Source organism: Shewanella sp. KJ2020, assembly GCF_024197625.1.
Taxonomy (GTDB): Bacteria; Pseudomonadota; Gammaproteobacteria; order Enterobacterales; family Shewanellaceae; genus Shewanella.
In genome coordinates this window covers 1-17,981 of sequence record NZ_JAKUKD010000018.1, presented here as the reverse complement: position 1 = coordinate 17,981, position 17,981 = coordinate 1, and the positions used below count along the sequence as shown (strand labels likewise).

The following is a 17,981-nucleotide window of genomic DNA, read 5'->3' as shown; positions in this document are numbered from 1 at the left end:
TCTACTGTTAATCTTTCCAGCGTTTAAAAATCAGCGAGGTATTAATGCCGCCAAAGGCGAAATTATTACTCATCACATAATCTGTATCGATTGGGCGCGGCTCACTGCGGATATAGTCCAAATCGGCGCATTCTGGGTCGATATTCTCAAGATTGAGTGTTGGCGCAAACCAGCCCGCATTCATCATCTCAATACTCACCCAAGCCTCTAACGCACCGCAGGCGCCTAAGGTGTGGCCCGTGTAGCTTTTAAGGGATGAAATCGGCATACCAACACCAAAAACTGCATGGGTCGCGTGGCTTTCGGCAATATCACCGCGGTCGGTCGCTGTGCCGTGGGCATTCACATAACCTATGGAGCTAGGCTCAAGCTGCGCATCCTTAAGCGCTAATCTGATGGCGACTTCCATGGTCTGCGCGTTCGGTTGGGTTACATGCAGGCCGTCCGAATTAGTGCCAAAACCGACTAACTCAGCATAAATTTTTGCGCCCCGCGCCTTGGCGTGTTCTAGCTCTTCGAGCACCAGCGTACAAGCGCCTTCGCCAATCACTAGACCATCACGGCTCGCATCGAATGGGCGCGGCGTGAGTTCAGGTGTGGAGTTTTTAGTGCTAGTGGCAAATAAGGTGTCAAACACTACAGCCTCGGTAGGGCAGAGTTCTTCACCGCCGCCCGCCAACATTAAGGTTTGCTGACCGTATTTGATGGCTTCATAGGCGTAACCTATGCCTTGGCTACCCGAGGTGCAGGCGCTGCTAGTAGTGTGAATCCGTCCCTTTAAGCCGAAAAATACTCCCACGTTTACTGCTGTGGTGTGCGCCATCATACGGATATAACTCGTGGCAGTAACGCCCGACATATCGCCGGTTTTCAGCATCTCGCCAAAGGCGGCAATAGGATCGGTACTGCCCGTGGATGAACCATAGGCGATGCCCATTTCACCCGAGGATACGATAGGATCGTCTAATAACCCCGCATCGATTAATGCCAGTTCACTGGCGCGGGTCGCCATAATAGACACTCGGCCCATGGAGCGAATTTTCTTGCGCGAATAGTGGCTTGGCACGTCAAAGTCCGTAATGGGCGCGGCTAAACGGGTGTTGAGGCCATCGTATTTATCCCATTCGCCCATAGTGACGACGCAGTTTTTCTGCGCCTTAAGGCTTGCTGCAATGGTTGGCCAATCATGGCCTAGGGCAGTAATGCCGCCAATGCCAGTGACGACCACTCGTCTACCCAAGCGGGTTTGGTTTGTCGGCTCGCTCATTTAGATCATGCCTCCATTGACCGATATCACTTGGCGGGTGATATAGGCGGCATCGTCAGACATTAAAAATGCGGCTAAGGCTGCGATTTCATCGGGTTTACCCATGCGGCGCATCGGCACTAATTGCTCCACCATATCTTTAGGAATATCGGCTACCATGTCGGTTTCAATCAAGCCCGGGGCGATACAGTTGACGGTAATTTTGCGTTTTGCCAGCTCTAATGACAGTGCCTTAGTCGCGCCGATAATGCCTGCTTTGGAGGCGCTGTAATTCACTTGGCCACGGTTACCCGCAATCCCAGATACCGAAGCTAAGGTGATGATACGACCGCCTTTTCGGCCTTGTACCATAGGCATCACACAGGGGTGGATGACATTATAAAAGCCGTCCAAGTTAGTGTGGATCACGCTGTCCCATTCGTTTTCTGTCATGGCGGGAAAGGCGGTGTCGCGGTTGATGCCTGCATTGAGGATCACGCCGTAATAGGCGCCATTGGCCTCGATGTCGGCTTCGATGGCGGCTTTAACGGTTGCGCGTTCGGCAACATCAAATTTCAGCAGGCTCACATTCACCCCAAGCGCGTGGATTTGCGCGGCAGTCTCATCGGCTGCCGTTTGGTTGCTGTGGTAATGCAGGGCGATATCAAAGCCTGCTTGCGCGAGTTTTAGGGCGATGGCTTTGCCAATGCCGCGGCTCGAACCTGTGACTAATACTCTGTTATTCATCTGTTTTCTCCACCCCATTTTATCGTTATGCGTCGGTATGGGGCTGCATGTATTTATGGTAAAAAGGTCGCTTGTTAAGGCGCTTTAACGCTTTTTATCTACAGGCTGATTTGCGTTAGTGTCAGTGCCCAAGGCTTCTATTGGCCGCGTCTTGATTACCCGCAAAGTAGGCTTGTGTGTCTTGGGGTTGGAACACATTCACATTGGCCTCGGCCACTAAGATTTTTTCTTGATCGCTTCCAGCTTCGGGCAACAGATAAATCTGACAATCGAATACCGCTAATCCCGATTCCTCTTGATAGAGGCGGCTGACTTGGGTGCGATAGGTACGCCCGAGCTCATATTGCTTGGCATGGAGTGCTAATTTACGCGAGCCCAGTAGAAAACCCACGCGGATTTTATCATTGCGAAGCTTTGCCTCAACCCCAGCGAGGGCGGCAATACTTTGGGCCATATATTCGATACCCACATAGTTTGGCACGGCTCGATGTTTATCATCGAAATAAGGGCTCTGGGTTGTGATAGTGACTTCGGTTTCTAGGTTATCACGGCGATAGCCAATGACTTTATCGAGCAAAATCATCGGAGCCCTATGGGGAATAAAATCCGCAATATCCTGTTCGGCAAAGGGTTTATTGCATTGAATAAAGGGCATCATTTTAGGTCTCGCTACGGCAAAAAATCAGGCTGGCATTACTGCCGCCAAAGGCGAAGGAATTGCTCATCACATAATTAAGCGTGCCCTTAGCGGCGACTTGATGGCGCTCGACCAAGGCAATGGGCGGATCCTGTGGATCGACTTGTCCGTCCCATTGATGGGGCGGCAGGGCTTGGCTGTGATTATATGCTGACAGTAATAAATAACAGAAGGCGGCTTCAATGGCGCCAGCGGCACCTAAGGTATGGCCGACTAAAGGTTTGGTCGAGCTACAGGGCGGCGTGTTAACGCCAAACACTTCAACCACAGCGCGGCTTTCCATCGCATCATTTTTAGGGGTGGCTGTGCCGTGCAAGTTAATGTAACCAATATCTTTTGTTGTAATATTTGCATCCTGCAACGCCGCTTGCATGGCTGCGATGGCACCTGCACCTTCGGGGTGTGGCGCCGAAATATGATGGGCATCGCTCGACTCGCCAATACCCGCGAGCATGATCTCGGACTCGCCTAACGTCAGCACGAAAAGCGCCGCACCTTCGCCGATATTGATGCCATCACGGTTGATGCTAAAGGGATTGCAGTGGCCCTTTGAGACTGATTCTAAGGCGTGAAAACCATTGACTGTGAGTTGGCACAAACTGTCGACTCCGCCAACAATCACCATGTCGCAGAGGTTAGCCTGTAATAGGCGTTTGGCGCTGGCAAAGACTTTGGCGCTGGAGGAGCAGGCGGTTGAAATCGTGTAGCAAGGGCCATCGAGCTCAAAATATTGGCGCAAAAAGTCGCTGGTGCTGCCGAGCTCCTGCTGAAAATAGTGGTAATCCGCGGGAAAGTGGCCGTGTTCATTTCGATACGCAAGTGCCGCTTCGCCCTTAGATATGCCAGAGGTGCTAGTGCCGATCACTACGCCAATGCGGGCATGGCCAAAATCCCGTTTTGCTTGTTCAACTGTGGTGGCAATTTGCAGTGCGGCGCACAGCAGTAATTGGTTGTTACGGCAGTCGAACTTGATGAGTTTTTCAGCAATCGCCGGTAGCGCTGTCGTCACTGGCGCTACTAAGGTTGGGCGCTCGAACAGGAGAGTGTCACTGCGCAGCATCGCGCTAGTGTCACCTGCGATCAGGCGGTCTAAAACCTGCTGGGGATCTTGCCCTAGCGGGGTACACAATCCAATCTGTGTAATGGCGACTCTGTTCTTCATTGCGTATCGTTTATCCAGCGACTAAATCTATTAAGTGATTAAATGGGTTGTATTTCTAGCTCAAACTTTGCCTGTGGCATGGTCAAATTGATATGGGCTTGCCAGAGCATATCGCCCGTGCCCTCTCGGTAATTTATCTGTAAAACCTGTGCTTGCTCGGTACTGTTACTTTCTAAGGGATCTTGGCTATAAATCTGGCGACAGGGGATAGTACTCCCTTGGGCGTTGTTCAGTGTTTCAGCAACCGTTTTGCAAAGGCCTATGACTAAATGACCACCTTCTAAATGGGCGCGAATACTCTGCTCGGGCCAATAGATCAGTTGCATCATCGCCATTAAATACTCGGCTTTAAAACTGTCCCCCAGCAGCACGCTTTGTTCACTCCTGAGTGTATTACCATCATAAACTAAGGTAAACAGCGCCTGACCGAGTGGCGCTAAGCCAACGAGTGTCATGCGCTCGCCCTCTAACTCCAAATGAGTGAGCAGTTCGTGGGACTCATCACCCACCTTAATGCTGACTTTTTGGCTAAAGGATTGGGGTGAGGAGTCGCTTGTTTTGCTGTCGGTTTGTGGGCTGCTAATGTCGGCGGGTTTCGCCGTCGGCTCCGTTAGAGGCTTATCGGCTGCGGGGGCAAAGTTATGGGGCAGTGGCGCCAAACAATAACGCGTGTCCTTAGCGAGCGCGACACAGGTCTGCCTAAATAGCAGTTCGCTACAGCCCGCCAGCCCAAGGCTTGCGAGCAATAGCGCGGGGATGACTCGCCATTTTGCGTTAACGTTTAGCGACATAGGGTTATTCCTCGTCGAACTCTGGGATTGGCGCCTGTTGTTGGCACAGTTCGACTATCATATTCAGGCGGCGCTCGGAGTCTTTAACGAAGGGATTATTAAGATCCCAAGCGTAACCCGCCAGAATCGAGCAAATCATTTGCTTGATACGCTCGTTCGGTTCTTCATAGAAGATCACGTCCTGAAAGCGGCCATCATACCAAGCTTGCACATAGGTGCGGAAGGTATTCACCCCCTGCATTAAAGGCGCTGAGTAATCTGCTTGCCAGTCAACTGCTTCGCCATTGAGTTGTTTAGTTACACATTTTGCCGCCATCGATGCCGATTGCATGGCGATAGTCACGCCGGAGGAAAATACTGGGTCGAGGAACTCGCCCGCATTACCCAGTAGGGCGAACTTGTCGGTCGCAAGGCGTGACACATTGGCAGAATAACCCTTGAGCGTGGCGCATTCCTGCACCACTTTCGCATTTGCCAGCAGGGCTTTTAGCCCTGGTTCTTCGTTGACTATGCTCATCAATTGTTGCTCAAGGGAACCTTGTAAACGCGCCAGTAATTGCGGCTCGGCAACCACGCCGAGTGAACAACGGCCATTGCTAAAGGGAATAAGCCAATACCAAATGTCCTTATGCTCAGGGTGGACGCTGATTAAAATCTTATTTCGATCGAAGCTTGGATCGCTGATGTTGTCTTCCACATGGGTAAAGATGGCGCTGCGGGTCGGCAGTGAAGATGGCGTTTCTAAGCCGAGCAAGCGGGGCAATACGCGACCAAAGCCGCTGGCGTCGAGCACATATTGGGCCTCAACTTGGTACAGCTCACCTTGTTCATTACGCACGCTTAAGCGCGGATTGGCGCTTAAATCTATTGCCTCAACGGTTTCTCCGTAACGGATCTCCACCCCAAAACTTGCAGCGGTATCTGCGAGTAGTTTGTCGAAATTTGCCCTTTGCACTTGGAATGTGGTGCCCGGCCCTGGGGTAAATTTATCGGTAAAGTCGAAGGTGGTATAAGTCCCATTGCGGCGAAAGGCGGCGCCATTTTTATGCTGGAATCCGGCGGCATTGAGTGCCTCTAACATGCCCGCTTCTTCGATGAATTGCATACAGCAGGGCAGTAAACTTTCGCCGATGGAAAAGCGAGGAAAATGCTGTTTCTCTAACACCAGCACGCGTTTACCTTGTTGGTGCAGCAGGCTGGCGGCGATGGCGCCCGAAGGTCCTGCGCCGATAATAGCGACATCGACGGCAAGTGAATTTGGCATAGCCGATAAAGCGTGAGCGGGTGTAGACATGTAAAGTACGTTCCTTGTGGTTATCAGGACTTTTTAGTCGTTAAAATCAGTGGCGAAAGTAAAAAGGTTAAACCTATACCCAGCGACAGGGTTAAACCAAAGTAATGAATCGCTTGGGTCTGGCTAAAGGCGAGTAAACCAAAGGCCAATAGGGTTGAGCAGGCGGACATAAACACCGCCATCATCACCGCCTTGCCGTGGTTTTGGGCTGAGGCAAAAAACAAGCTGTAATCTATGCCAATCCCGAACACTAAAATGAGTGCGAGTGCATGGAACAGACTCAGTGGCGAGCCCGTTAAGCCTAAGGTTGCCAGCGTCAGCAAGGCCGCAAGTGCGGGTACGGCAACCACAACCGTGGCTTTTTTAATGCCAAAATTCAGGCTAAACAACAAGAGTGCTATGCCAAGAGCAAGGGCCAACAGCTTTAGGGTTAACAGTCGGTAATGGCCCATGACGGCGGAGATATCCGCGACTTTATCGATAAGCTGTACGCTTTCATCTGAGGCAAAGCGCGCCTTAAGCGCATCGATCTGCTGAATGCCACCAAGGAGGACTATGGCGCCATGCTCAGCATCATAATCGGTGGCCTTGTCATTCGGCGCTAGCCATAGCGGCGCGAGTTGCTTGCCTGCTTCTAGCTTAAAGAAATCCGCAGGGTCGATATATTGGTCTTTAGCCGCTAAGTAGCTTGCTTGCAGCTCTGGTTTTAGGTTCTCATCCAACCCAAGTGTTGTGAGCACAGTATCTAACTGAGTTTGATAGATTTCATCCTGTAAGCGGTAAGCCGTGTCTTGCCTTTGATGGCTGGGCAGATAACGGCTGAGGCTGACGTAGTTGCCTAACTCTTGGTTCGCAATAGCGGCATCGAGCATGGGCGACACTCGCTCAAGCTGTTGCAGCAACGCTTCTTCACTCGGGGCACGTACCAATAAGAATTGATTATCTGTGCCGCCGCTGAGTAGCTGCCTGAGCTGATTTTCAGGTTCAGTCACGCTCGCGGGGCTTTGCTGTAAATGACGAATATCGTCATCGACGGTTAACTTGGTTACGCCAACCAGACACCAGACGACTATCACTAAAGCAAATAGGCCCATGCCTAACGGCGTGGTCAATTTGTTGGATAACTTAGTTAAATTAGCAAGGTACTTCCCCGCGAGTGCTAATGGGCGGGAGCCTTCAGGCAAGCGACTGCCCGCTAACAGTGGATAGGCGAGAATGAGGGTGAGATAGGCCCCGAGCAGCCCAGCGGCGCAGAAGATGGCGACTTGCTGCATGCCGGGAAACGGCGCTAAACCTATACCCACATAAGCCAAGGCGCTAGTGATAAAGGCGAGCGTCACCGTTGGGAAGATATACGCTACTGTGGCCTTTGCGCTGCGTTCGCTATCGCTTAGGCGCTCGCAGTAAAAATGAAAACTGTAGTCGATGGCAATGCCAATCAAGCTAGTGCCAAACACTAAGGTGAGTAAATGCAGCTCGCCAAACACGCTCAGGGTAAAAGTTACCGCCAGCAACAGTCCGCTGGAAATAGTCACAATTGCCAACAGTAGTGGCATTACGGAACGAAATGCCAGCCAAACTAAGGCAATCACCCCAAGTAAGGAGGCAAGACCAAGGATCGAGATTTCACTCTTAGCCGTTTGCGTTGCCGCAATCGCGTGGAACAGGGCGCCAGCTTTGAGCACATTGATATCTGGATAGTTTTTTTCAACTGCATCCAAGGCCGCTGTTAATGCCGTCATCTGCGCTAATTGCGCATTGGGATTAAAAGCGCTTTCTCGCCCTTTTGCCATGACGACAGCGGCAACATTATCGCCTTGATTAGCCAGCAGAATACCTTGGCTGGCTCTGACTTTTGAACTCGGTGCGAGGGCGAGTAAATTGGCGGGGAATAACAGCAGCGGATCTTGGGCGAGCAAGTTGCTATTGGCGTAACTGAAGGCGTTGTAAAGTTGCGCCGTGGCCGCTTCAAGCAGACTTTCAATATTTTGGCTGGCTAACGCTTCGGCTTGCGGCGCTGTCAGTAATTTAAATCTGTGGGGGAAATAGAATTGCCCCAAGGCTTCGCCAAGCTGCATATCGGCGCTGCGAATCTCTGTGAGTGCAGCATTTCTGCCAGTAGCAATAAGGTCAGCTGCAAGCTTTTGCATCAAGAGCTTAGCCGCAGCGATTGCCGTGGTTTCATCCTTGGCGACAAGCGCTATATAGACTTGGTCGGCGAGCGTTGCTTCAACTTGGTTAAGGGCGCGTTCTGTGAGTTTGTCCTGCTGTAAATGTGGCAGCATGGCGAGAATATCGCTCTGCACCCGTGCGCCGTTTTGCCAGAGTTGCAACGTCCATAGACTGGCACATAGCATCAATAGCAACCAAATGGCGAGGCGCCATTTAGGGGATGATTGCATTAGCGCTTGAGTGGCGCGCGCGGCGAAGTTGGCCATGGCTAAGGTTTATTCGCCTTATCAGCTAACGCATACTGCGCCAATTCGGTTTCGCTGAGTTTACCTTGGGAAAGCGCACTAAAGTCGATGCGGGTCATATCCTGTGGTGTCACACTCGGCGCTGCGCTCAGCAGCACTAAGGATTGCAAGGTATCGCTACCCTCTAACACCATATTGGCGATGGCTTTTTTCATTAAGGGATCTTTGGGCGTTAGGCCTAATTGCCATTGGCTGCCTGGACTCAAGTTCTCTGGGGTTAACTTCTCAGGGCTAAACTTGTCTGTGCTTAACTTGTCTGTGATGAGGAAGTGCAGCTCGAAGTTCTCGCTTAAACCGGAAATATCCCCGCCGAGCATAGCGCGCACTAGGCTGGGTAATAAATCCCCCATAGCGGCAGCGCTCGCCGAGGCATCGGCCTTGCTGACTTGCACTCGACCTTGGCTATCGCGCTGGATCAGTTGTTTATCTTTTAAAATCAGCAGGGATTCGAAGGGCTTTATCTGCTGCCAAATCAGTCCTTGCTCTTTGTCGAAGATAAACTGACCTTGGCTGATTAACGGTTTTTTGAGCACCTTTAATTGCCGAGATTGCACAAACTGGCCTCGCACCGTTTCGCCCAAGTTAAGCTTTTGGCTCAGGGCGACAAGCTGCGCGGTATCCGCACTTTGGCTAAAGAGTGCTTGATAAGCGCTGGGCTCTGCTAAGGTTTCTGCTTTAAGTGGCTGGCTGCTTATCAAAGCAAAAGCTAAGCAGAGAAATAATGCACACTTCGCCAGTACAGGGCTCTTCGTCAACAAGGGGGTCATTAGTCTTCCACCTTGGCGAGCAGGGTGGCTATTTTGTCACGGAACACATCTGGGGTAACAAAGCACAATTCTTGAGTGCTCATATCGACCGCCGCCTGAATGGTATAACCCTTAGTGATGCGCGCACCGGTTTCGACATCGCGAATTTGATAATTGATCTTTAAACGGTTTTCCCACTCGACTAGCTCGGCGCGGACTGTGATTTTTTGCTCAAAGGTGCTGGCTTTGACGTACTTAATCTGCAAATCGACAATAGGCCAGGCATAGTTAGATGCTTGCATTTGGCGGTAGTTATAGCCCAGTTCATCGAGCAGTTTACAGCGAGCTATTTCGAAATAACGCAGGTAATTGCCATGCCAAGTGATCCCCATGGAATCCACATCGTGGAAGGGAATTTGCATTTCCATATCGATAGTGAGCAATGATTTCATCGGCACACTTCCCATTCACCCGCTTGGATTTTCGCTATGGTTTGGCGCAGCACGGCTTCGAGCGGCCTATCTTCAATTAAGGTCTCAAAATCGGCGCGCACTTGGGCGAGGGTTTTCGCTAATGAGGGAGTGAGCGAGGCTTCGTTCAGCTCATTTTGGGCGATACGCAGGCCAATACCTTGGGTCATGGCGAGCAGGGCTGCCGCAGCGACTTGTTCGGTCAATTGCAGCACACGCATACAGTCACGGGCGGCGATAGTGCCCATGCTGACCTTGTCTTGGTTGTGGCATTCGGTCGAGCGTGAGAACACGCTGGCGGGCATAGTGTGTTTGAGCGCTTCTGCCGTCCACGCCGACACGCCAATTTGCACCGCTTTAAAGCCATGATTGATGGCGCGGCGCGGGCCGGTTGAACCCGAGAGGTTAGCGGGTAAACCGTTGTTAAATTTAGGGTCCATTACCAGTGCCATTTGGCGATCGATAAGATCGGCTAAGTTGGCCACAGTATTCTTCAGTGAATCCATCGCAAAGGCGATATGGCCGCCGTAAAAATGGCCACCGTGGAGAATGTGCTCGCCTTCGCCGTCGACAATCGGGTTGTCGTTGGCGCTGTTGACTTCGGTTTCGATAAACTGACGCATAAACGGCAGCGCATCCTGCAACACGCCGATAATGTGCGGTGCGCAGCGGATGGAATATCTGTCCTGCAGCCTGTCAGAATTACGTGGATGTTCATGGTGATTTAAATCTTCCCGTATCCAAGTCGCGATTTGGTTTTGCCCTGGATGCGGTTTGGCGGCAAATAAGATTTCATCAAAATGGTTCGAGTTGCCTTTTAATGTTAACGAAGCCATAGCGGTAATGCGGCTGCTTAAGCGGGCAAGATATTGGGCGCGATCGAAGGCTAAACAGGCCAAGGCCGTCATCACGGCGGTGCCGTTCATCAGGGCTAAGCCTTCCTTTGGGCGCAGTACGTGTGGGGTGATGTTGAGTTTAGCGTACACATCTTTTGTCGCTTGGCGCTCACCTTGGTAAATCACTTCGCGCTCACCGACTAATACGGCGGCCAAATACGATAGCGGCGTTAAATCACCACTGGCACCGACCGAACCTTCCTCTGGGATGACGGGCACTATGTTGAGATTGAGCAAGGTTTCGATGCGCTTTAATAGCTCATAGGTCACGCCAGATTTGCCAATGGCTAAGGAGTTTAAACGGCAAGCCATCACAGCGCGGGCCTGCATTATGCTTAAGGTCTCGCCTAAACCGCAGCCGTGGAAGCGGGTTAAATGCAGTGGCAATTCGTGGACCAGATCTAAGCTGACATTGACAGTGCAGGAGTCGCCATAACCTGTGGTTACGCCATAGACCACGCCTTCTTCGTGCAGCAGGCTATCGATAAAGCGCGCACCTTTTTGGATATATGTTTGATAATCCGCATCGTCACAGAGCTTGACTGGCGCGCCCTTGGCGACGGCAACCACTTGTTCTAAGGTGAGAAATTGACGGCCAAACTCAACAGTCTGTAGGTCTGATTGACTCTCGGAGTCGGCTGCTTGGGTGTGGCTCATGAATGCTGTGTCCTGTCTGTCTTATGATCCTGCTCTGGGATCGGCGATGATGCTGAAGTTGTCGGTAACGGATTAGGCCGTACTAACTGCGATGGAGCGCGTTGGAACTCGCTGTCTTTACGCCAAAAATCAAAAAAGTTAAACCATTGCAAAGGCTCGCGTCTGGCGAAGTATTCTAAACGTTCGCTATAGCGATTCACTGCTTGCTGTAATCTGTCCATTCTGCCCGCTCGTGGGCCCTTAAGTGTGTCGGCGAAGTGCTCTAAATGCACCCGATAACGGCCCTGTTCCCGTAGGCAAAACATTAAAAACACCGGACAATCGAGTAAGCCTGCCAAAATAAACGGCCCCTGTGGGAATGGTGCATCTTGGCCCATAAAGGGTGCGTATATGACACGCCCTTGGGTATTGGATGAGGTTCTATCACCCGCGATCACTACTAATTCACCGTCGTCTATCTTTTGCTGCAATAGCATAGACGTGGCGGGGTTAAGCTCGGTCACTTGAATAAGATTAAGCGTGCTATCTGGGTTTAACTGTTTGAGTACTTTATTGAAGTTTTCCGCATGGCTCGTTAACACCATGACGTTGACTTTGACCTTGCGCTGGTGGATGGAAATCGCGCGGCAAAGTTCTAAATTGCCAAGGTGCGACACCAGTAACACTGCGCCTTTGCCGCTTTCGAGTTGACCCGCTAGCACTTGGCGATCGGGAAAATCCACCTGGCTCAATTGGATGCGATCGCACCAGGCATCGATTCTATCGAGTGCGGCATTACCAAAGGCTAAAAAGTGATTCAGGCTATCGCGCCAGCCAACGGGCCGATTCAATTTAGGATGTTGCGGCTCAAGTACTTGTACGCGACGCAGAAAATCTAACGAGGCGTTACGGGTGACTTTGCCTGTGAGGAAGAAATAGCAAATTACCGGGTACATAATGGCGCGGCACAACCAATGGCCGCCAATACGATAGCTCTCGGCTAACAATTTGATGCCCCAGTAGCTGCCGCGTTCCTTCATGCCCGACCAATGGGTGGTCGCAGTTGTTTGCGGCTTCGATGAGGTATCTGAAATATAGGCTTGTCGCTGCGATTTACGCTGCAACAGCCAAGGTAGGCGTTTAAGCATGCCGAAAAACAGCCGAGTGTGCAGTTTAGTAATGCGCACATTGTCGGCCACAGCTTGAAAATGGCTGACGCCGCCTTCGGGATAAATCACCTTAGTCGGCTGGAATAAAGTCTCCACCCCTTGCCAATAGAGTTTAACGAGGATTTCGATATCAAAATCCATTCGTTCCGTTAAGGCTTGCTGGCAGAGTAATCGCTCGGTGGCGGCTAAGGGATAAACGCGAAAGCCACACATAGAATCTTGAATATCAAAGCTTAAGGTTTCGACCCACACCCAAAAATGGGTTAAGTAGCGTCCATAAAGCCTGCCCTTAGGCACGGATTCATCGTACTCAGGCTTACCCGAGATCAACGCATCGGGTTTAGCCTGCGCCCTTGCTACCATAGCCGGAATATCGGCCAAATTATGTTGCCCATCGGCATCGACCTGCAGCGCATGGCTAAAGCCATCGCGGTAGGCGCGGCGCAGCCCTGTTATCACGGCGGCGCCCTTACCACGATTGTAGGGATGTTGCAGCAGCGTCACCCAAGGATAGGTTTGGGCTAAGGATTGCAGCAGATAACGGGTTTCATCATTGCTGCCATCATCAATCAAATAACAGGGCAGATTAAATTGGGCGAGTTCGGCCAAGGTCTGGGCAATCGCGGCGCTGTGATTGTAATTGGGGATCACTAAGGCGAGCTTAATGGGCGCCGACTCAACAAGGTCGCTGGGTGGCGTTAACACTGGCTCGCTCCGTTACTCTTGGCATTAGTGGTATCTGTAGACTGATTGACCAATGGCGAGGTTTCAAAGGCGATACGGCCTGACGCGTAGCGGTTGTCACCATCGCTATAGGCGAAGGTGAGTTTTGCCTTAGCGGCATTATTGCTAATGCTTAAGGTGACTTCTTGGCCCGGCAGTATGAGTTGCTGAAATTTAAGCACTTCTAAGTTAGCGACCGCCTCTGAATAACCGAAATGTTGGCAGCCTAAACGCACTGCCCAATCTAATTGTGTCACGCCCGGCAACACGGCCTGTTCGGGAAAATGGCCGTTAAAATACTCAAGGTCGGCCGCCACAAGGAGGCGAAATTCAATGGTATCAATGCCGATATTGGAATGCAGGATCGGCGGTAGACTTGATTTAATCATGGTCAAATAACTCAATTAACTCAGCTGTGACACGCTTACCCTGAGTGTTCAGCGGCAAAATATCGGGATAACGCCAGCGGCGTGGCAGGGTGACGCGTTCAAATTGGGTCAGTAAATGTGCTTTTAGGGCATTGTTAATGCTGAGTTTACCCTGTTCTTGGTGCACACTGCGGCCAAGCGCCGAGAGGGTTACGACCGCACCCAGTTGGGATTTAAACTGCGGCAGTACCACCAGCGCGGCTTGTTCGACATAGCTGTGGCTGCACAACAACGTTTCCATCTGCGCCAGCGACAGGCGTTTTTCCTCAATCTTAACGATGCGATCGAGTCGCCCCTTGAGCCTAAACTGGCCATTTTCGGTCGGTTCGATTTTATCTTCGCAGCGCAGCCATTCATCGTCGGCCAAATAGGGCGATTTCAGTAGCAGGGCGCCATCGGTCGGATCTTGGTCTATCGATATTTTGTCAAATACTTGCCAAGGTTCATCGGCTTCATGTTGACGGCGATAGGCGATACCGCCGGTTTCTGTACTACCAAAAATTTCGATGGGCAGGTGACCATAGCATTGGTTGACACCCTTGGCCGCCGCAAAACTCAATGGTCCGCCGGAGCTAAACACTAAGCTAGGCGAGCGCAGTTGGCGCTCGTGTTCTAAGGCTTTTGGCAAGCGCGATAACTGGGCAGGGCTACTGATCAAACACAGGTTTGGCAGTAAGGCAGTGTAATAACTTAAGGTTTCTGGGTATTCAATCTGCTCGCTTAAAAACGGCCGACTGGCGGCGAGCGGCCACAAAATCTTAAATAACAGGCCGTAAATATGCTGGTGGGAAACCGTGGAAACCACACTGCAATGGGGCAAATGTTCGGCAAAGGTCTGTTCGAGCACTGACACTTCGACATCTAGCTGCCTTAATGTTTTACGGATCGCCTTAGGTTCGCCGCTGCTGCCTGAGGTAAAGAGCACTAGCTCGCCTAGGTTGTCGCTCACGGGCCAGATTTGACTCGGTAGGCTCAGCTCTTTTTTCAGCAGAATAAAAGCCTGACTTTCGCACAGGGGCTTGTCCGACAAGATACCTTCAAACTGGTGGGTTAACTCGCTCAAGGTGCCGGTTTGGGTATTGGCTGGCAGAATGATCTCTTTGCCTGCTAATAGCGCGGCACACAAACCCACGGCGAATAGATCGCTGGTATCACTGGCGAGCAGCCATTTTTTCTCGGGAGCTTTGAGCAGTTGCTGGTAAAAATACGCCACCTGATTGGTAAATAATGCACCAGTGACTATATCGTGGTGATTAAAGCTGATCAGTTGTTGGGCAAATGGCCCTTGGGTTAACCAGTTTTTGAGTAGCTGTGTCATGTTTTCTTCAACCAAAAGCTGCGATATAACCATTCCCCACCGAGGAGCAGTCCCATGAGTACGTATGCAATCAAACCGTTATACAAGGTCCAGGTTGCTAAGCTAGTAAAGCCTGCGGTGTAAGCCGCCATAGTGCCATTGAAGATAAATAAGCCGCACCAGAGTAGGGTGACTTTTTTAAGGTATCCAATGGCTTCATCCGGTAAATCGGGTTCTTTCAAGCGGGCTAAACGCTCGATCATGCTAGGCCCACGGTGCAGTGAATAACTGAATAGCACCAACATAGTCAGATTTATCACCACAGGATAATACAGCAGCCAGTCGCTGCGCTTGGCAAGATAACTGCCCGCCGTGAGAGCAATCCCCACTAAAAGTGGTAAAACCAATGTCTTAACTCTTTGCTTTTGAAGCATTAACCGCACTATCAGTAACAAACACAGCACGAGTGCTATGGTGCCAGCGGGCAAATAATTGAGCCCTAAATACACGGCAACCGGATAGGCCAGCACTGTGAGGGCGGTTAAGCCCTGTAGCAAGACTCGCATTAGCCTTTAACTAACCCTTCTATGGCATTGACTACATCGTTGACTGTGCGAACTGATTTAAATTCATCGGGTTGGATCTTTTTTCCCGTCAGTTGCTGCAGCTTAATCACTAAGTCGACGGCATCGATACTGTCGAGATCGAGTTCTTGATACAGATTGGCCTCGGGCGTAATCGCCTCCGCATCGATTTCAAATTCGTCCACTAAAATAGTGGTCAACATGGCGAGGATTTGTTCACGATTTTGCATATTCCTCTCCTATGGGCGCTGGGCTTCAATAAAGCGCGCTAAGCTGGCGACACTGTAAAAATGGGCTTTAGTGGCATCCGAGTTCGCTTCGATTTTGACATCAAATTTTTTCTTGATGGCTAAACCAAGTTCGAGGGCGTCGATGGAATCTAAACCAAGACCTTCGCCAAAGAGCGGCGCATCTGTCTCAATATCATCAATACTGACGTCTTCGAGGTCGAGGCAGTCGATGATTAACTGTTTAATTTCATTATTTAAGTTCATAATTATTTTCGAGTTGCTGTTTATAATAATGTTCAAGATCCCGCGTGAGTTGCCGGGCCATTTTTGCATGCTCACCTAAAGCCGCTGGGTACTTTTGGTGAGAAATTGTTGCGCCGATTTCAACGGCCATTCCCATTGTTTGCCTTGGGATCTCATACCAAGGTTGCTCCTTTGTCAAACCACGGACATTGGTGCGTAAAACCACAGGTAAAATATCGGCTTCTGCCCTTAAGGCAATATTGGCTGCGCCGCGGGCAAAGTGGTTAATAGTCGCGCCGAAAACCGTGCGCGTCCCCTCGGGGAAAATAATCAAATTGGTGCCCCGAGCGAGCACTTGGCGGCAATCCTCTAACATCAATTCGGCGCCGCGGTTGGGAATATAACCCGCGCAGGACACCACGCCGCGCAAAAATGGATTACGCCACAGCCCCTGTTTAACTATGCAACCCGCATTGGGCATTAGGCTTATCAGCACTACAACATCCACTAAGCTGGGGTGATTGGCAATAACGATAACACCTTTGGCATCATGTAATTTTTGCGCGCCGTGGCGGCTGACCTTAATCACGCCCGCCCAGGTAAGCATGGCGACAAAGCCTTTAAACATCAGATGCACTGCCCTTTGCACTCGAAGTATTCGCGCCTCGGGGGTGCCTGGCCAAAAACGCAGTAGCGGCAAAATGGTCAAGGAACTTAATAAACCGCCTAAGCCAAAGGCAATATAACAACTCACGCCACCGAGCCATCGGGGGAGATAATGTAGTCCTTCGCGGCGAGGTTCTGGCGTCGCATAGGCCACATTGAGTCCAAAACACTTTTGCGGACTCTGCGCCGGGTTAGACATGCTCTAGGCTCCAATGCCATTGGGACAGGCAGCCAGAAATATTTTGCGCTGTCGCAAGGGCGTGGATAAATGCGCCATAGGTCAGAGGGGTTAACTCTGTTGAAGCTGCAATCCGGCTCACAGTGAGCTTGGCCGCCGCGGGGGCATTGAAGGGCGCGAGCTGTAAACCCAGAGCTAAAGGCAATTCAGTTTCTTGGGTAAATTCATCGTACACAGGTGGCACAGGGTCATCGCCGAACACGAGCAATAATGGCTCTGGCGATTGAGCTAATTGGACGAAGGCTTCAACCATGGCCTGTGACAGGGTTTCTGTGCCCGCAGCTATTGAGGTCGACGGCGCGGTATTGGCCGTTACTATGCCGAAAATGCCGCTGGCGGTATTGTGCACCGATTGGCTAAAGCCTAAGGGAGATAAGGCTTGTTTGGCGATAATCTCTTCGAGTAGTCCAATAGTGCGTGGCAACTCGCCGTGGCGCGAGGCAAAAATCGAGCGGCAGTTTGGTGCCACATTGCACTGAAAACCCGCCTCTAACATCATCTTAGTCAAACGGCTAAAACGGCGACGCTGCATGGCTGGCACTTGTTTGAGTGCCGGGGCCGAACTCTCTGAAAGTGCGGTGTCTGACGGAGTTGTATCGAGACTGGAGGCAGCCGAGTTTTCGCACCAACTTTGCCAGCTATCACTATGCGGATATAGAGGCGTCCATGCGCCCCAGGAGAGAATGCTGAATGTTAGTTGCACTACTTTGCCTCGACACTAGTTTGCAGCTGTCTTAGTTATCCCTAACTAAGTTAACACTATGGTGAATGGAGCGGTCATTGGCTATTTACGCGTTGGATATAGCGCGTTCAATCCGCCATTTAGTGGGCGCCATTCTACACTAAGCCCTCCATTTTTATGAAGCCATTTGCTTAATGTGGGTTAATAAAATGCAATCAAGCTCGGGTGAATCACACTTGAGTAACACTCTTTTCAGTGTTGTATGCCTAAATAACTGCTCCTAATGATGCTACATCGCAGGGTATCGCTATGCGATGCTCACTATGGCGCAGAGGGCCTGCTTACCTATGCCCTGCTCGCCCTATAAAGTGGCCTACAATTCGAAACGATTTAGTTCGGCTGGGTCAAATTAATCAAAAAGGCGCACTAAGGCTGTCTCTCATACACAAATCCCTGAACAATGCTCAGGGATTTTTTTTGAACTCATTCCCCGCATTGTGATCAGATCGTCTAGGGCTAAATATTCGAGGCGATTATGATGAAGATGATGGATCCAGAG

Annotated in this window: 18 protein-coding genes; all 18 read right to left on the bottom strand. The window is 50.9% G+C overall.

The annotated features are described in order from the left end of the window. Positions 1-7 precede the first annotated feature (7 nt). Positions 8-1,267, bottom strand: coding sequence for a beta-ketoacyl-ACP synthase (locus tag MJO46_RS11080; protein ID WP_253989362.1), 1,260 nt, complete (start codon positions 1,265-1,267; stop codon positions 8-10). Continuing rightward, positions 1,268-1,993: a 3-ketoacyl-ACP reductase FabG2 gene (locus tag MJO46_RS11075; RefSeq protein WP_253989361.1), complete on the bottom strand. Its 726-nt coding sequence runs from the start codon at positions 1,991-1,993 to the stop codon at positions 1,268-1,270. Positions 1,994-2,114: 121 nt separating this feature from the next. Further along, the gene (locus tag MJO46_RS11070) at positions 2,115-2,648 is read right to left on the bottom strand and encodes a hotdog family protein (protein WP_253989452.1); all 534 of its coding nucleotides are present in this window, start codon (positions 2,646-2,648) and stop codon (positions 2,115-2,117) included. A 4-nt stretch (positions 2,649-2,652) separates the two neighbouring features. Next, positions 2,653-3,852: a beta-ketoacyl-[acyl-carrier-protein] synthase family protein gene (locus MJO46_RS11065; RefSeq protein WP_253989360.1), complete on the bottom strand. Its 1,200-nt coding sequence runs from the start codon at positions 3,850-3,852 to the stop codon at positions 2,653-2,655. Positions 3,853-3,890: 38 nt separating this feature from the next. Continuing rightward, entirely contained in the window at positions 3,891-4,643 is a 753-nt protein-coding gene (locus tag MJO46_RS11060) for a DUF3261 domain-containing protein (RefSeq protein ID WP_253989359.1), read from the bottom strand. Between the two features lie 4 nt (positions 4,644-4,647). Next, the gene (locus MJO46_RS11055) at positions 4,648-5,937 is read right to left on the bottom strand and encodes an NAD(P)/FAD-dependent oxidoreductase (RefSeq protein WP_253989358.1); all 1,290 of its coding nucleotides are present in this window, start codon (positions 5,935-5,937) and stop codon (positions 4,648-4,650) included. A 23-nt stretch (positions 5,938-5,960) separates the two neighbouring features. Continuing rightward, positions 5,961-8,375 (bottom strand): MMPL family transporter, encoded by a 2,415-nt coding sequence (locus tag MJO46_RS11050; protein ID WP_253989357.1) that lies wholly within the window; start codon positions 8,373-8,375, stop codon positions 5,961-5,963. Between the two features lie 2 nt (positions 8,376-8,377). Then, the gene (locus MJO46_RS11045; protein WP_253989356.1) at positions 8,378-9,181 is read right to left on the bottom strand and encodes an outer membrane lipoprotein carrier protein LolA; all 804 of its coding nucleotides are present in this window, start codon (positions 9,179-9,181) and stop codon (positions 8,378-8,380) included. Continuing rightward, positions 9,181-9,612 (bottom strand): thioesterase family protein, encoded by a 432-nt coding sequence (locus MJO46_RS11040; protein ID WP_253989355.1) that lies wholly within the window; start codon positions 9,610-9,612, stop codon positions 9,181-9,183. The genes MJO46_RS11045 and MJO46_RS11040 overlap by 1 nt, the downstream gene beginning before the upstream one ends. After that, a complete protein-coding gene (gene hutH / locus MJO46_RS11035; RefSeq protein WP_253989354.1) occupies positions 9,609-11,183 on the bottom strand; it encodes a histidine ammonia-lyase in 1,575 nt (524 codons plus the stop codon). Before hutH ends, MJO46_RS11040 begins: the two co-directional genes overlap by 4 nt. After that, a complete protein-coding gene (locus MJO46_RS11030; protein ID WP_253989353.1) occupies positions 11,180-13,036 on the bottom strand; it encodes a glycosyltransferase family 2 protein in 1,857 nt (618 codons plus the stop codon). The genes hutH and MJO46_RS11030 overlap by 4 nt, the downstream gene beginning before the upstream one ends. Continuing rightward, positions 13,030-13,443, bottom strand: coding sequence for a thioester dehydrase (locus MJO46_RS11025; protein ID WP_253989352.1), 414 nt, complete (start codon positions 13,441-13,443; stop codon positions 13,030-13,032). The genes MJO46_RS11030 and MJO46_RS11025 overlap by 7 nt, the downstream gene beginning before the upstream one ends. Beyond that, positions 13,436-14,800: an AMP-binding protein gene (locus tag MJO46_RS11020; protein ID WP_253989351.1), complete on the bottom strand. Its 1,365-nt coding sequence runs from the start codon at positions 14,798-14,800 to the stop codon at positions 13,436-13,438. The genes MJO46_RS11025 and MJO46_RS11020 overlap by 8 nt, the downstream gene beginning before the upstream one ends. After that, positions 14,797-15,345, bottom strand: a complete 549-nt coding sequence (locus tag MJO46_RS11015) for a hypothetical protein (protein WP_253989350.1) — start codon at positions 15,343-15,345, stop codon at positions 14,797-14,799. Before MJO46_RS11015 ends, MJO46_RS11020 begins: the two co-directional genes overlap by 4 nt. Continuing rightward, the gene (locus tag MJO46_RS11010) at positions 15,345-15,593 is read right to left on the bottom strand and encodes an acyl carrier protein (RefSeq protein WP_198781325.1); all 249 of its coding nucleotides are present in this window, start codon (positions 15,591-15,593) and stop codon (positions 15,345-15,347) included. The genes MJO46_RS11015 and MJO46_RS11010 overlap by 1 nt, the downstream gene beginning before the upstream one ends. Before the next feature lie 9 nt (positions 15,594-15,602). Further along, the gene (locus MJO46_RS11005) at positions 15,603-15,857 is read right to left on the bottom strand and encodes a phosphopantetheine-binding protein (RefSeq protein WP_253989349.1); all 255 of its coding nucleotides are present in this window, start codon (positions 15,855-15,857) and stop codon (positions 15,603-15,605) included. Continuing rightward, the gene (locus tag MJO46_RS11000; protein WP_253989348.1) at positions 15,844-16,701 is read right to left on the bottom strand and encodes a 1-acyl-sn-glycerol-3-phosphate acyltransferase; all 858 of its coding nucleotides are present in this window, start codon (positions 16,699-16,701) and stop codon (positions 15,844-15,846) included. Before MJO46_RS11000 ends, MJO46_RS11005 begins: the two co-directional genes overlap by 14 nt. Beyond that, positions 16,694-17,443 carry a beta-ketoacyl synthase chain length factor gene (locus tag MJO46_RS10995; protein ID WP_253989347.1) on the bottom strand — a complete coding sequence of 250 codons (750 nt, stop codon included), beginning with the start codon at positions 17,441-17,443 and terminating at the stop codon, positions 16,694-16,696. Before MJO46_RS10995 ends, MJO46_RS11000 begins: the two co-directional genes overlap by 8 nt. Positions 17,444-17,981 lie beyond the last annotated feature (538 nt).